This is a genomic window from Kutzneria sp. 744 (assembly GCF_000568255.1).
Lineage (GTDB): Bacteria > Actinomycetota > Actinomycetes > Mycobacteriales > Pseudonocardiaceae > Kutzneria.
This window is the reverse complement of the sequence record NZ_KK037166.1, coordinates 11217686-11231553: the sequence shown is the minus strand read 5'-3', so window position 1 is coordinate 11231553 and position 13868 is coordinate 11217686. Positions and strand designations below refer to the sequence as shown.

General features: G+C 70.2%; 8 protein-coding genes and 1 pseudogene. 2 read left to right on the top strand and 7 right to left on the bottom strand.

The window, feature by feature from the left end:
• Nucleotides 1-85: 85 nt before the first annotated feature.
• Both KUTG_RS64960 and KUTG_RS55685 read right to left on the bottom strand, forming a co-directional pair.
• A pseudogene (locus tag KUTG_RS64960) lies at nucleotides 86-5227 on the bottom strand (amino acid adenylation domain-containing protein); the annotation flags it as partial.
• 237 nt (nucleotides 5228-5464) lie between these two features.
• Complete coding sequence (locus KUTG_RS55685) at nucleotides 5465-6187, bottom strand: AMP-binding protein (RefSeq protein ID WP_043727235.1); 723 nt, start codon at nucleotides 6185-6187, stop codon at nucleotides 5465-5467.
• Between the two features lie 906 nt (nucleotides 6188-7093).
• Between KUTG_RS55685 and KUTG_RS50800 the strand changes: the two genes are divergently transcribed.
• Nucleotides 7094-7360, top strand: coding sequence for a hypothetical protein (locus KUTG_RS50800; RefSeq protein ID WP_043727233.1), 267 nt, complete (start codon nucleotides 7094-7096; stop codon nucleotides 7358-7360).
• Nucleotides 7361-7486: 126 nt separating this feature from the next.
• Here KUTG_RS50800 and KUTG_RS50795 read toward each other — a convergent pair whose 3' ends face one another.
• The 5 genes from KUTG_RS50795 to KUTG_RS50775 form a co-directional block, all read right to left on the bottom strand.
• Nucleotides 7487-8662 (bottom strand): sensor histidine kinase, encoded by a 1176-nt coding sequence (locus KUTG_RS50795; protein ID WP_232241381.1) that lies wholly within the window; start codon nucleotides 8660-8662, stop codon nucleotides 7487-7489.
• Complete coding sequence (locus KUTG_RS50790) at nucleotides 8659-10386, bottom strand: sodium/solute symporter (protein WP_043727230.1); 1728 nt, start codon at nucleotides 10384-10386, stop codon at nucleotides 8659-8661. The genes KUTG_RS50795 and KUTG_RS50790 overlap by 4 nt, the downstream gene beginning before the upstream one ends.
• Before the next feature lie 3 nt (nucleotides 10387-10389).
• Nucleotides 10390-10686, bottom strand: a complete 297-nt coding sequence (locus tag KUTG_RS50785; protein ID WP_232241380.1) for a hypothetical protein — start codon at nucleotides 10684-10686, stop codon at nucleotides 10390-10392.
• Nucleotides 10687-10763: 77 nt separating this feature from the next.
• Nucleotides 10764-11597: a LytR/AlgR family response regulator transcription factor gene (locus tag KUTG_RS50780; RefSeq protein WP_052396422.1), complete on the bottom strand. Its 834-nt coding sequence runs from the start codon at nucleotides 11595-11597 to the stop codon at nucleotides 10764-10766.
• Between the two features lie 88 nt (nucleotides 11598-11685).
• Nucleotides 11686-11970, bottom strand: coding sequence for a hypothetical protein (locus KUTG_RS50775; protein WP_043727224.1), 285 nt, complete (start codon nucleotides 11968-11970; stop codon nucleotides 11686-11688).
• 192 nt (nucleotides 11971-12162) lie between these two features.
• On the opposite strand from KUTG_RS50775, the gene KUTG_RS50770 reads away from it, so the two are divergent.
• Entirely contained in the window at nucleotides 12163-13866 is a 1704-nt protein-coding gene (locus tag KUTG_RS50770) for a fatty acyl-AMP ligase (RefSeq protein ID WP_198047654.1), read from the top strand.
• Nucleotides 13867-13868: the final 2 nt, after the last annotated feature.

The following is a 13868-nucleotide window of genomic DNA, read 5'->3' as shown; positions in this document are numbered from 1 at the left end:
CCTCGACGGTGCGCCCGTCGCCGACCAGGCGGTCCACGGTGGACTGGTCAAGGCCGGCGAGCGGGAAGTCCGACGGCGTGCGGCCGCCGACGCCCGGCTGCGCGCAGTGCTCGATGATCTCCAACAGCGCCGTGCGCAGCGCAGCAGCCAGCCCCTCGATGGTCGCCCGCGAATGCCGTGCACCGTGGAAAACCGTGAACTCCAGGCAGCCGTTCTCGACACGCCCCACCACATCCAGCAGGTGCCGTCGCGGCGCGGCAGGGTCCTCGTGCAGCGCCATTTCACCGTCGAACTGCCCGAGGTAGTTGAAGCTGACCGCCGGCTCGATCTCCGGCACGCTCCCGGCGAGGTAGCGCAGCGCCCCGTAGGAGACGCCCTTGTGCGGCACCGACCGCAGCTGTTCCTTGACGGCCTTGAGGTCCCGGGCCCAGTCGCCGGCGATCTCCAGCGACACCGGGAAGATCGACGTGAACCAACCAACCGTGCGGGAGATGTCCACGCCGGGGAACAGGTCCTCGCGGCCGTGGCCCTCCAGATCCACCACGACACGCGGGCTGCCGGTCCACTCCGACAACACCCGGCCGACGGCCGCCAGCAGCACGTCGTTGACCTGCGTGCGATACACACCGGGCACGTCCTGCAACAGCGCCCGGGTCTCGGCGGCGTCGAGCCGCACGCTGACCTCGCACGTGTCGGCAACGGTGTCCGGGCCGTCGCCGTCGACCGGGATCGGCACGTCCTCGATCGCCTGCCAGTGCTCCTCGTCGCCGAACGCGTGGTTGCTGAGCTTGTGCGCCCACTCCTGGAACGACGTCGTGCGCGGACCGAGGTCCCCGCCGCGGTAGGCGGTGATCAGGTCCTCGGTCAGGATCCGCCAGGACACGCCGTCGACGACCAGGTGGTGCACGTACAGCGTGACCTGGCGGTCGCCGGTGATCGCGGCCCTGATCAGCGGGCCCTGCGTCAGATCGAACACCGGATCCGCGTCGCCGAGCACGGTGACGGGCTCCGTGGCCGGAATGACCTGACGGTCGGTGAACCGTGCCCGCAGCATGTCGTGCTGGTCGACCAGGGCTTGGAGGGCGACGGACAGCTTCGTGGCGTCGATGGGCTCGTCGAAACGAACCACAGCGCTCTGCGTGAAGTGCCCGGGCGTAGCCGGGTTGGTGTCGAGGAACCACCGCTGGACCGGGGTCAGCGGCACCTCGCCCAGCGCCGGGCCACGCTCGACGAGTTCACTGACAACAACTGTTGTCGCCAGCCCGGCGATGGTCTGGTTGAGGAAGATGTCCCGCGACGACACCTTGAGCCCGGCCCTGGCCGCCTTGGACACGACCTGGATGCTCAGGATCGAGTCGCCGCCCAACTCGAAGAAGTTGTCCAGCACGCCGACGCGGGCGACGCCCAGCACCTCGGCCCAGACCTCGGCCAACATCCGCTCCGCGTCGGTGCGCGGGGCCACGTAGTCGGTGCCGTGGGACTCCCAGTCCGGGGCCGGCAGCGCCGCCCGGTCGAGCTTCCCGTTGGGGTTGAGCGGGAACTTGTCCAGCCACACGAAGCCGGCCGGCACCATGTGCTCGGGCAGCGACCGGGCCAGGTGCACCCGCAGGTCGGCCTCGTCGCCGCCGATGACGTAGCCGACGAGGCGCCTGTGCCCGTTGTCCTCACGGACGACCACAACCGCGTCGGCGACGTCGGGGTGGGCGCGCAGGGCGTTCTCGATCTCACCGAGCTCGATGCGGAAGCCGCGGATCTTCACCTGGTGGTCGGCGCGGCCCAGGTAGTCCAGCTCGCCGTCGGCGGTCCAGCGCACGAGGTCGCCGGTGAGGTACATCCGGCTGCCGGACGGCCCGAACGGGTCGGCGACGAAGCGGTCCGCGGTCAGGCCCCCGCGGTTGAGGTAGCCGCGGGCCAGTCCGTTGCCACCCAGGCACAACTGCCCGGTCACGCCCGGCGGCACCGGGCGGAAGGCCGAGTCCAGCACGTACGCCCTGGTGTTGGCGATCGGCCGGCCGATGGGCGGGTTCCGGTCGTCGCCCCGATGCCGGCTGATGCTGTCGTACCAAGCAGTCGCGTAGACGGTGGCCTCGGTCGGGCCGTAGATGTTGGCGATCTTCACGCCGGGCAGCACTGCCCGGACGTCCCGCACGGCCTTCGCCGTCAGGGCCTCGCCGGCTAACACGACATGGTCCGGCGTCACGGACACCGCGCCCTGGGTCAGCAGCTGCGCGAACGCCGACGGCACGCCGCTGACCAGGCTCGCCGTCCAGTCGGCGTCGGGACGTTCGCCGAGGGCCAGGACGTCCCGGACAACCTCGATGCGCCCGCCGACCATCAGCGGGCAGAGGATCTCGAACACCGAGACGTCGAAGTTGAGCGAGGTAGAGGCGACCACAGTGGACAGACCGTCGGGCCCGAAGTCCTTGGCCGCCCAGGCCATCAGGTCGACCGCGGTGGCGTGCGTGACGACAACACCCTTGGGGCGGCCGGTCGAGCCCGAGGTGTAGATGACGTACGCCGGATGTGCCGGGATCAGGCCCGGGCGATCGAGGTTCTCCGTCTGCGCCGGCAGTTCGCCGATCTCCGTCAGCACCACGACCGGCTCGGCGTCGGCGATCATCAGCTGCCGGCGCTCGGCCGGGTACTTCGGGTCCACCGGGAGGTAGGCGGCGCCGGACTTCAGCACGGCCAGCACCGCGACGATCATCTGCTCCGAGCGTGGCATGGAGATCGCCACCAGCCGCTCCGGGCCGGCACCTTCCGCGATCAGACTTCGGGCCAGGCCATTCGCCCGCTCGTTCAGCTCACGGTAGGTCAGCTCGTGGCCCTCGCAGAGCACCGCGACGGCCTCGGGCGTCCGCTCAGCCTGCTGCTCGAACAGATCCGGCAGCGTCACCGCCGGCACGTCGACGGCCGGGCCCTGCCACTCAGTCAGCACCTGCCGGCGCTCGACGTCGTTCAGCAGCGGCAACTCCCCCACCGTGCGGTCCGGGTCGGCGGCGATGCCGTTCAGCAACACGCGAAGGTGGCCGGCGATGCGGTCGATCGTGCTGGCATCGAACAGATCGGTGTTGTGCTCGATCGCCGCGACGAGGCCGCCGTCGCGCGGCACGAACTCGAAGACCAGATCGAAGCGGGCCCGCGGGCGCGGCAGGTCGTGCTCGTCGATGCGCAGTGCTCCGGCCGTGCGGGCCGGCACCATGTCGTTCTGGAGAATGATCAGGGCCTGCGCCAAGGGGTTCCGGCTCGGGTCGCGCACCGGCTGGAGGTCGGCCACCACCTGGTCGAACGGCAGATCGGCGTAGGCGAACGCCTCCAGCACGGTTTCCTTGGCACCGGCCAGGAAGTCGGGGAAGCTCTGCGCCGGTTCCACCCACGAGCGCAGCACCAGGGTGTTCACGAAGAAGCCGGTGACCGGCTCCAGCTCGGCGTGGTCACGGCCGGAGACGACCGTGCCGATGGCGACGTCCTGCTGGTTGCTGTGGCGGGCCAACAGAAGTTGCACGGCCGCGGTCAAGGTCATGAACAGCGTGGCGCCGTGGTCCTGGCCGATCTCCGACAGCCGCCGGACCAGATCGGCCGGCAGGTCGTAGCGGCGGATCGCGCCCGCGGTGGTCCGGACCTGCGGTCGGGGGCGGTCGGTCGGCAGCTCCAGCAGGGCCAGGCCGGCCAGCTTGCGCCGCCAGTACGCCAGCTGCCGCTCCCGCAGCCGCCCGGTGAGCCGTCCCCGTTGCCACAGCGCGAAATCCGCGTACTGGATGGTCGGGGTGGGCAGCTCGCCACCGGCGTAGAGGGTGACCAGCTCGTCGACGAGCACGCCGACCGACCAGCCGTCAGTGACGATGTGGTGCTGACACAACAACAACACATGGTCATCGGCACCGAGTTCGAGCAGACCGGCCCGGGTCAACGGGCCCTCACGCAGGTCGAACGGGCGCTCCAGCTCGTCCTCGATGTCGTCGATCCGGCGCAGGGGAACCGATCCAGTCTCGTGGATCACCTGCACGATCTCGCCGTCGACGGTGTCGAACGTCGTGCGCAGGGACTCGTGCCGCGCCACCAAGGTGTTCAGGGCAGCCTGCAGGGCTTCCCGGTCGAGCGGGCCCCGAAGCCGGAGGCCGATGCCGGAGTTGTACTCCGTGTCGCCGGCGGTCAGGTCGTTCATCAGCCACAACCGGCGCTGCGCCGGAGAAATCGGCACCGGCCCGGTGCGCGGCGCCCGGCGGATCCGGTTCTCGGCGGCGCGGGCCTGGGGCGGCAGCAGCTCGGCGATGCCGGCGACTGTGCGGGCATCGAACACCACGCGCGGCGAGAGGTCGACGTCGAAGCTGGTGCGGATGCGGGCCAGCAGTTTCGCGCCGAGGATCGAATCGCCGCCCAGCTCGAAGAAGTCGTCGTGGACACCGACCTCAGTGACGCCGAGCAGCTCTCCCAACAGCCCGGCCAACACGGTCTCGGCCTCGGTGCGCGGAGCCACGTGCTGGCTGCGGCGCGTGGCCGACCAGTCCGGCTCCGGCAGGGCCTTGCGGTCGAGCTTCCCATTGGGGCCCAACGGGAAGCGGTCCAGGCACATGATTGCCGCCGGCACCATGTAGTCCGGCAGCGACGTCGCCAGGTGCGCGCGCAGGTCGGCGTCGGTGCTGCTTAAGACGTACCCAACGAGGCGCTTCACGCCGGGCCGGTCCTCGCGGGCGATCACCACCGCGTCACGGACGTGCGGGTGCCGGCGCAACGCCGTCTCGATCTCGCCCAACTCCACGCGGAAGCCGCGGATCTTCACCTGGTGGTCGGCGCGGCCGACGAACTCCAGCACGCCCCCAGACGTCCAGCGAACCAGGTCGCCGGTGCGGTACATGCGGGCGCCGGGCGCGGTGGGGCTGGCGACGAAGCGCGAAGCCGTCAGGCCCGGACGCTCAAGGTAGCCGCGGGCCAGTCCGATACCTTCGACGTACAGCTCCCCGGTGACGCCGACACCGACCGCGCGGAGGTCGGCGTCCAGGACGTGGGCCCGGGTGTTCCAGATCGGGCGGCCGATGGGCGGGGTGCCGCCCGGGGTCAGCGGGTCGCTCCAGGTGGCGACGACCGTCGACTCGGTCGGGCCGTAGGAGTTGATCATGCGGCGGCCGGGGGCCCAACGGCGGACCAGGTCGGCGGTGCAGGCGTCGCCGCCGACGATCAGCGTACGGAAGTCGGGCAGCTTGGTGTCCGGCACGGTCGCGAGCGCCACCGGCGGGATCAGCGCGTGCGTGATGCGCTCCGTGCGGAGGACGTCGTTTTTTCGCCTATTTCCTTTATGGAGTACCGAACTTACCGGCGCACGGACCCATTACGAGAGGATCAAGCGAGACTCTCGCGTCCGGGAGAACGCATCAGGGGCGAAATCGATCGATAGTGGATACATGACATACCACCTGTACAGCTGTTACTACAACGAGGTGACGCGGAGGCGATGGGCGAAGCAGGGTCAGTATGGGAGAGTGGGAACCGCCCGCTCTGGACCAATGGTAGCACTGCTTTGAATTGGACCGCGTGGTACGCTACATTGTTCCTCAGTGGCTAGCAAATCCCGACTCCGTACACCCCTCTGGTGAAGCACGCTAGATTCCGCTGGATTTATCGGATGGATAGATGGTCCCGTGCCCCCACCTGACGTACTTCCTACACCCTTGGGCCGCCCGGTGGACCCGGACGTGAAAATCACGTACGCCGCGTGGTCGGTGCACTGTGGACGGTCGAGTGGCCGGTCGTCATGGTCGTCCAGCAGGTCGGGCGTGTCCATGCTGATCGTCGGCACAGCGGCCGGCAGGCGGTCGGCCAGTGCGCGCCGGGTGACAACGAGCACCGGATCCGCGTCGTCGAACATGAGCGAAATTCGCTCTTTCGGGTAGTCCGGGTCCACCGGCAGGAAGGCCGCCCCGGTCTTGGCCACCGCCAGCTGCGCCGCGACCAGGTCGGCCGAGCGGGGCAGGGCCAGCGCGACGATTCGCTCCGGCGCCGCGCCGTGCGCCGCGAGCAGGCGCGCCAGCCGGTTGGCCCGGGCGTCGAGCTCGGCGTAGCTGACCGTGCCGTCCGCTCCCAGCAGCGCGGGCGCGCCGGGAGTGCGCGCGACCTGCGCCTCGACCAGCTGGGCCAGGGTGCGGGCGGGCAAAGGCCGGTCAGTGGCGTTCCACTCCGGTGGGACCGACATCGATCAGGGCACCTTTCGAGCACGGGTCAAAACGGGTAGGTGGCATCGCCAGAGCCGGTCACGGCACTGGTCGTCCTCACGGGCGGGCAGCAGCCGCCTGCTCTCAGGCGCGTTCCTGCCCGAAGGGTGAGCGCAATTCACGGCGCGCCGCCGACACCGCCCGGGTCCGTCCGCGCGCACGCCGTTCTCGCGGCGATTCCCCTTCGCCTGCGTGCTACGGGAATGGACAACCGGGTCCCGTCGTCACCGGACCGCGATCGATGGGCTCGACAGTTGGGGCCACCACAACCATCGAGATCCGTACGCAACGGTGCCCAATGATTCTCGCCAATTCTACCGCCGAATGGAGTATCCCCGGGTGTTTAGTTCCGGAGCCGGAACACGCACGTGGGAACTCCATCGGAATCATCGAACTTCACTCAGGCGTGGCAGATTGCTCCATCAGAGTGGTTTAAATCGTGTGACACCGACGTGGAGCAGAAGTCGTCCCAACCTCCCGCCGACCCCTAACCCGCTTGAGGTAACCCGTCCGGGGATTCGCTCACACACCGCGTTCTGTTCAGACCCCTAGCACAAGGTCATCCGACTTGACATCAGGTAAATCCTACATTTCCTACCCGTCGGTAGGAAGTATGCACGTGCAGGAAGTCACGAACCCGCCCTTAGCGTGATGTGCATCGCATTGGCACGAAATTTATGACGGCGGAGCCACACCCCAATCACGAACAACTCATTCCGGTCACGACGACCGTTACTTCACGCCGCAACTATTCGCGGTCGGGAACGGGTTCGGGACATGTGCGGTTGATCGTGGGCAAAGACTCAGGGGTAAACCTTCGGTCTCCCGTGAACCCCGCGGCGGCGTCGGCCGTGTACCGGGCATCCGAACGGGAAAGGGGTCCACCGATGACCACTCCACTGCCGCACCGGGCGATCGCCATGCTCCGCGCCGTCGCCGCCGGCCGCGCCGAGCTCACCGCCAGCAGCGAACCCGATCTTCGCGTCGACGGCCTGCCGTGCTGCGACCAGGCCATGGCCCACGACCTCGTGCACGCCGGCCTCGTCGTCGCCGACGGCTCCGGCGCCGCCTGGATGCCGGCCAGGCTCACACCATCAGGTGAAAGGGCGTTGGCCTCGGCGGGGCCACCGCCTGGCGGGAGGGCGGCCGCCTGAGCAAAGGGCAGCCGCCGGAACTCGACACATGGCTGCCTGACAGCGGGACTCGCGGTGTGTCGGAGCGCGGGTTTCGGTGTGACGCTGGGCGGGACTCGCGGGGGTGCGACACGCCGGTGGTGCCGGTTAGTCGGCGTGGATGCCGGGGCGGTATTTGGGGACGCGGAGGTGGATCTTGGTGCCGGCGCCGACGGCGGTCTCCACGACCAGGCCGTACTCGTCGCCGTAGACCTGGCGGAGGCGCTCGTCGATGTTGCCCAGGGCGATGCCGGTCTGCTCGTCGGGCTCGCCGGCCAGGGTGCGCCGCAGGCGCTCGGGATCCATGCCGACGCCGTCGTCCTCGATGCTGATGTGGGCCTCGGCCCCGGCGTCGGCGGCCTGGATGCTGATGTGGCCGGGGCCGACCTTGCCCTCCATGCCGTGCCGCACTGCGTTCTCCACCAGCGGCTGCATGCACAGGAACGGCACGGCGACGGGCAGGACCTCGGGCGCGATCCGCAGAGTGACCTGGAGGCGTTCGCCGAAGCGAGCACGTTCCAACGACAGGTACTGGTCGATGGAACGGAGCTCCTCGGCCAGGGTCGTGTACTCGCCGTGCCGCCGGAACGAGTAGCGGGTGAACTCCGCGAAGTCGAGCAGCAGGGTGCGGGCCCGCTCGGGGTTGGTCCGGACGTAGGAGGCGATGGCCGTCAGCGAGTTGAAGATGAAGTGCGGGGAGATCTGCGCCCGCAGGGCCCGCACCTCGGCCTCGATGAGCCGCTGCTTGGACCGGTCGAGCTCGGCCAGCTCCAGCTGCCCGCCGGCCCACCGGGCGACCTCGTTGGCGGCACGGACCAGTCCGGCCGACGCCTCCTCGGCGTAGGCCAGCAGCACACCGCCGATACGACCGTCCACATGCAACGGAACCATGACAGCGAACCGAAGCGGGCACTCGGCATCCGAGCACGACACGCGGGCCACGTGCGAACGGCCGTGCGTCAGGGCCGGGGAGATGATCTCCAGCACGTCGGCCGAGTGTTGCTCAGCTATGCCGTCCCACGCCAACACCCGCTCGCCGTCGGTCAACGCCAACGCCGGAGTGTCCAACAGGGCCCGCAGATGCGGCGCGGAACGACGAGCGGCCTCGGGCACGAGACCGGCCCGCAGCGGCGGCGCGGCCGACCAAGCGGTGTGCAGGGTCTCGTACGTGGCCCGGTCGACGGCGTTGCCGGACTCCCGCAGGGCATTGCGCAGGCGCCACAACAGAACCAGCACGGCCAGGGTCATCACGCACAGCAGCCCCGCCAGCACAGCGGTCGTCACGGCGTCTCCTCCTGAGCGAGACCGAGCGCCTCCGGGGCGTGCAACCGCACCATCGTGCGGTTCACCGACGCGGGCACGGTCCGGGGCGTCAGCAACGATCCCACGATCATCACCGCGAAGCCCAACGGCACACTCCACGCCGCCGGCCGGCTGAGCAGGTCGTACACCAGCCCGGCGCCGGGCGGCACCAACAGGGTCACCAGCCCGGCCACCAGCGCCAGTCCCCCGCCGGCGATCATGCCTGCCACCGCCCCGAACGGTGTGAGCCGCCGCCACCAGATCCCCAGCAGCAGCAACGGACAGAACGACGACGCGGCCACCGCGAAGGCCAATCCCACGACATCGGCCAACGACATCCCGGACACCAGCAGGGCCGCCCCGAACGGCACGATGGCCGCGAAGAACGCCGCCACCCGGAACCCGCGAAGTCCCCGCAGCAGCAACACGTCCTGCGACAGCACGCCGGCCACCGACAGCGTCAATCCCGATGACGTCGACAGGAACGCCGCGAACGCCCCACCGGCCACCAGGGCGCCGAGCAGCTCCCCCAGCGTTCCACCCACGAGCCGCGACGGCAGCACCAGCACGACCGCGTCGGTCTGCCCGGTGAGCAACAGTTCCGGCGTGTAGATCCGCCCCAACGCCGCGTAGGCCGGCGGCAGCACGTAGAAAATGCCGAGCAGGGCCAGCACGACCACGGTCGTCCGACGAGCCTGCCGGCCGTTCGGGTTGGTGTAGAAGCGAACCACGACGTGCGGCAGGCCCATGGTGCCGAGGAAGGTCGCGATGATCAGCGAGTACGTGACGTAGAACGGATTGCCGTGCCCCTCTCCGCCCAACGGCTGCGCCCACAGGGCGTTCGTGTCGGCGGGAATGCCCTTGACCTGCGGCACAACGGACTTGGCCGGGAAGTCCAGCGCGGCCCCGGCCGCGATCCGGTGCGGCCCCGGCGCCAGCGACACCGACGTGCCGGCATACGTCCGGCCATCCACCACACCGTCGACAACCACCGACACCCGGGACGACACCTCAACGTCCACAGTGGTCTGCACGGTCACCTTGGTGTCGTTGGCAAACACCGCCGGCACCGACCCGTCCAACGACGGCGCGCCGGCATCCCGCCACGCCAACACCAGAAAGATCACCGGAATCGCCAACGCGGAGAGCTTCAGCCAGTACTGCACGGCCTGCACGAACGTGATGCTCCGCATCCCCCCGGCCATCACGTTCACCGCGACCACCACCGCCACCAGCAACGCCCCGAGCCACCCCGGCGCGCCGGTCACGGTCGTCAACGCCAAGCCCGCGCCCTGCAGCTGCGGCACGAGGTACAGCCACCCGATGCCGACCGACAGCACACTGGCCATCCGCCGCACCCGCCGCGACTCAAGCCGGGCCTCGGCGAAGTCCGGCACGGTGTACGCCCCCGACCGCCGCAGCGGCGCCGCCACCAACGCCAGCAGCACCAGATACCCCACGGTGTAACCGATCGGGTACCACAGCATGTCCGGCCCGTACGCGAAGATCAGTCCGGCGACGCCGAGGAACGACGCCGCCGACAGGTACTCCCCGCCGATGGCCGAGGCGTTCCACCATGGCGACACGGTGCGCGAGGCCACGAAGAAGTCCGACGTGGTGCGGGAGACCCGCAGGCCGTATCCGCCGATCAGCAGCGCGGCGGCGAGGACGAGCGCCACGAAGACCGCGGAATAAGTGCTGCTCACCGGTCAGGACTGCTCGACGAGATCGGCGAAATCCCGTTCGGTGCGCTCCACCCGCCACACGTAGTAGCAGGCGGCCGCCACCACGACCGGGTACACCGCCAGTCCGAGCACCAGCCACGGCAGCGGCAAACCCAGCACCACCACCGTCTTCGTCAGCGGAACCACGCTGAACAGCACCGGCAGCGCGGCCAGCGGCCCGCACACCAGCAGCACGACCAGCAGCCCGAGCCGCAGCTGGGTCCGCATCAGCGACCGCATGTACAGGGCGCCGACCTCGGACTGCTCGTCGATCTCCCGCACGATCGGATACGACCGCGACCGCCGCGTCGCCCGCGTCCACGGGCTCGTGACGACGACCCGCCGCGGCCGTTCCGCGTTCACTTGCCCGCCCGCACCGCGTGCGGCCGGGCCCGCTTGACCAGCAGGTCCCGCAGCTGCGGGGTGTGCCGGCGGCTCACGGTCAGCATCGCGCCGCCGATCTTCACCGACAGTTGCCCGCCGTCCAGCCGCAGCTCCTCGACGTGGGCCAGGGCGATCAGGTGGCTGCGGTGGATGCGCACGAAGCCGGCCTCACGCCAGCGCTCCTCCAGCCCGGTCAGCGGCGTGCGGACCAGGTAGCTGCCGTTCGCGGTGTGCAGCCGCGCGTAGTCGCCCTGCGCCTCGGCATAGCGGACGTCGGCCAGCCGCAGGAACCGCGTGATGCCGCCCAGCTCCACCGGTATCACGTCGTCCGGAGTGACCGACGGCGGCTCGGCCGCCTGCTGGGCCGGCACGTGCACGGAACTGGCGATCACCTTGTGCGCCACCCGGTGCACGGCCTCGGCCAGCCGCTGCGGGCGGATCGGCTTGAGCACGTAGTCGAGGGCCTTGAGCTCGAACGCCTCGACCGCCGACTTGTCGTCCGCGGTGACGAAGACCAGCGCCGGCGGGCTGGCGAACCGGGTCAGCACCCGGGCCAGCTCCATACCGTTGAGGCCGGGCATCTTGATGTCCAGGAAAACGGCGTCGACCGGGCGGTCCGCGTCAGCGGCGCGGTGCAGCAGGCGCAGCGCGTCGGTGGAGTCCTGCGCGCCCTCGGCCGTGCCCACGCGCGGGTCCGCGCCGAGCAGGTAGACGATCTCCTCGAGCACCGGCAGCTCGTCGTCCACGGCCAGCACTCGCAGCGGCCGGGCCGACGGCCCGTCGCACTCCGGACACGACGCTGGACTCATGTCTCGCAACCTTAGTCACCACGCAACCTTGAGCGGCGGCCAGCTGAGGACCAACGGTCGTCCCGGACGGACCGGACCGCCAGTGTGCTCACCCGTTCGGACGTATCGTACGACCACCGGCCGCCCGCACGTCACCCAGGGCGATCTCCAGTTCGAGGAGCGCCTCCTCCGACCGTCTCCGCGCCACCTCCACCGAGGCCGCCGCGCCGGCCCCGGCCAGCCGTCGGGTCGGCTCACGCAGCGTGGTCAGCAGGTCGGTCAGCGCGCAGGCCATCCTGGCCGCGTCGGCGATCGCCGCCATGAGCTCCCGGGCGCTGGCCGGGCGCGCGTCCGGCAGCGCGGCCAGATCGTTGCGCGACAGATCCTCGACCATTCGCGCCACCTCACCCCCATTTGTTCCACAGTGGACGTCCGTCGAGCACACCAACAGTAGAGATGTAGCTTTCGGCGACACGACCCGTCGGGGTGCTTGCGCGCCGGACGACACCTGCCGCACGGTGTGCGGAGACGGGGGCGCGATCAGCGGGCGAGCGGTCGCGGACGGTGCGCGAGGACGGTGGCTGGCTTGGAGAACTCGGTACTGGCGTCGTTGCGCGCGCTCGCCCCGGACAAGGCGCTGTTGACCTTCGTGGACGACGAGGGCGCCGACCGGACCTCGTTGACCGCGGCCGAGGTCGTCACCAGGGCCGAGGCGGTCGCGGAGTCCCTGCGGCGCTGGGGTTTCCAGGTCGGCGACCGCGCGGTGCTGGTGTACCCGCCGGGCCCGGAGTTCGTGATCGCCCTGGTCGGATGCCTGATCGCCGGCGTGGTTCCGGTGCCGGTGTACCCGCCGGACCCGTTCCGCCTGCGGCAGACGCTGCCGGCGTTCGCCGCCGTGCTGGACGACTGCCGGCCGCGTGCGGTCCTCACGGTCAAGGCATACGACCGGGCCCGTAGCATCGGCGTGGTCGCCGGCGTGTTCGACCGGACGAAGCCGAGCTGGCCGCGCATCACGTGGCGGCACACCGACAACTGCCGCCCGGCCACTGCTCCGGTCGAGTGGCGTTCGCCGTCCGATCCCGACGAACCGGCGCTGTTGCAGTACACGTCCGGCTCAACGGGATCGCCACGCGGAGTGGTCATCACGCACGGCAACCTGATCGGCGAGGTCACCGCCAACGCCGTCGACCTCGGCCTGGGCGAGCGGGCCCGCGGCGTGTTCTGGCTGCCGCAGTACCACGACTTCGGGCTGATCAGCGTGATCATGTCGACGCTGAGCGGCAACGCGCACAGCCGGCTGCTCTCGCCGCTGGCCTTCCTGCGTCGCCCGGCCGTGTGGTTCGAGGTGATGTCCCGGGTGCGGGCCACGCACACCGCGGCCCCCAACTTCGCCTTCGACCTCGCGGTGCGCAAGACGACTGTCGAACAACGGGCGGCCTGGGACCTGAGCTCGGTCCGGGTCTTCATGTCGGCGGCGGAGCCGATCCGCCCGGAGACCGTGACCGCGTTCCTGGACGCCTTCGAGCCGTCCGGGCTGCACCGGGACGCCTTCTACGCCGCCTACGGGCTGGCCGAGCACACCGTCAGCGTCACCATGGGTGGTCGCGGCACGCTGCGCCTGGACCGGGTCAGCCTGGAGGCCGGCCGCGCGGTGCCGGCGCTGCCCGACCGCATGGCGACGACGCTGGTCGGTTGCGGGCGGCTGACCAAGTTCGACGCCCGGCTGCGGATCGTGGACCCGGACACGCGCGAGGTGCTGCCGCCGTGCCGGGTCGGGGAGATCTGGGTCAGCTCGGCGACCAAGGCGCTGGGCTACTACGGCCGGCCCGAGCAGACCAGGACCACGTTCCGGGCCCGGGTGGCCGGCGGCGAGGACCCGACCGACTACCTGCGCACCGGGGACCTCGGTTTCCTGCACGGGGACGAGCTTTTTGTGACCGGGCGGCTGAAGGACCTGATCATCGTGCGCGGCCGCAACCTGCACCCGGAGGACATCGAGGCGAGCGTGCGGGACTGCCACCCGGCGATCCGGCCCGGCGGCGTGGCGGCGTTCTCGGTGCCGGCAGAAGAAGGCGAGCGGCTGGTCGTGCTGGTGGAGACGCGGGACCGCCGGGCCGACGAGCAGGCGATCATCGAGGCCGTGACCGAGCGCGTGCAGCGTGATCACCAACTGGCCTGTGCCCGGGTGGTGGTCGGGCCGCAGGGCTTGGTGCGCAAGACAACCAGCGGCAAGATCCGGCGCGGTGCGTGCCGTGAGGCGTTCCTGTCCCGGGAGGGCGTGCCCGCGTGAGG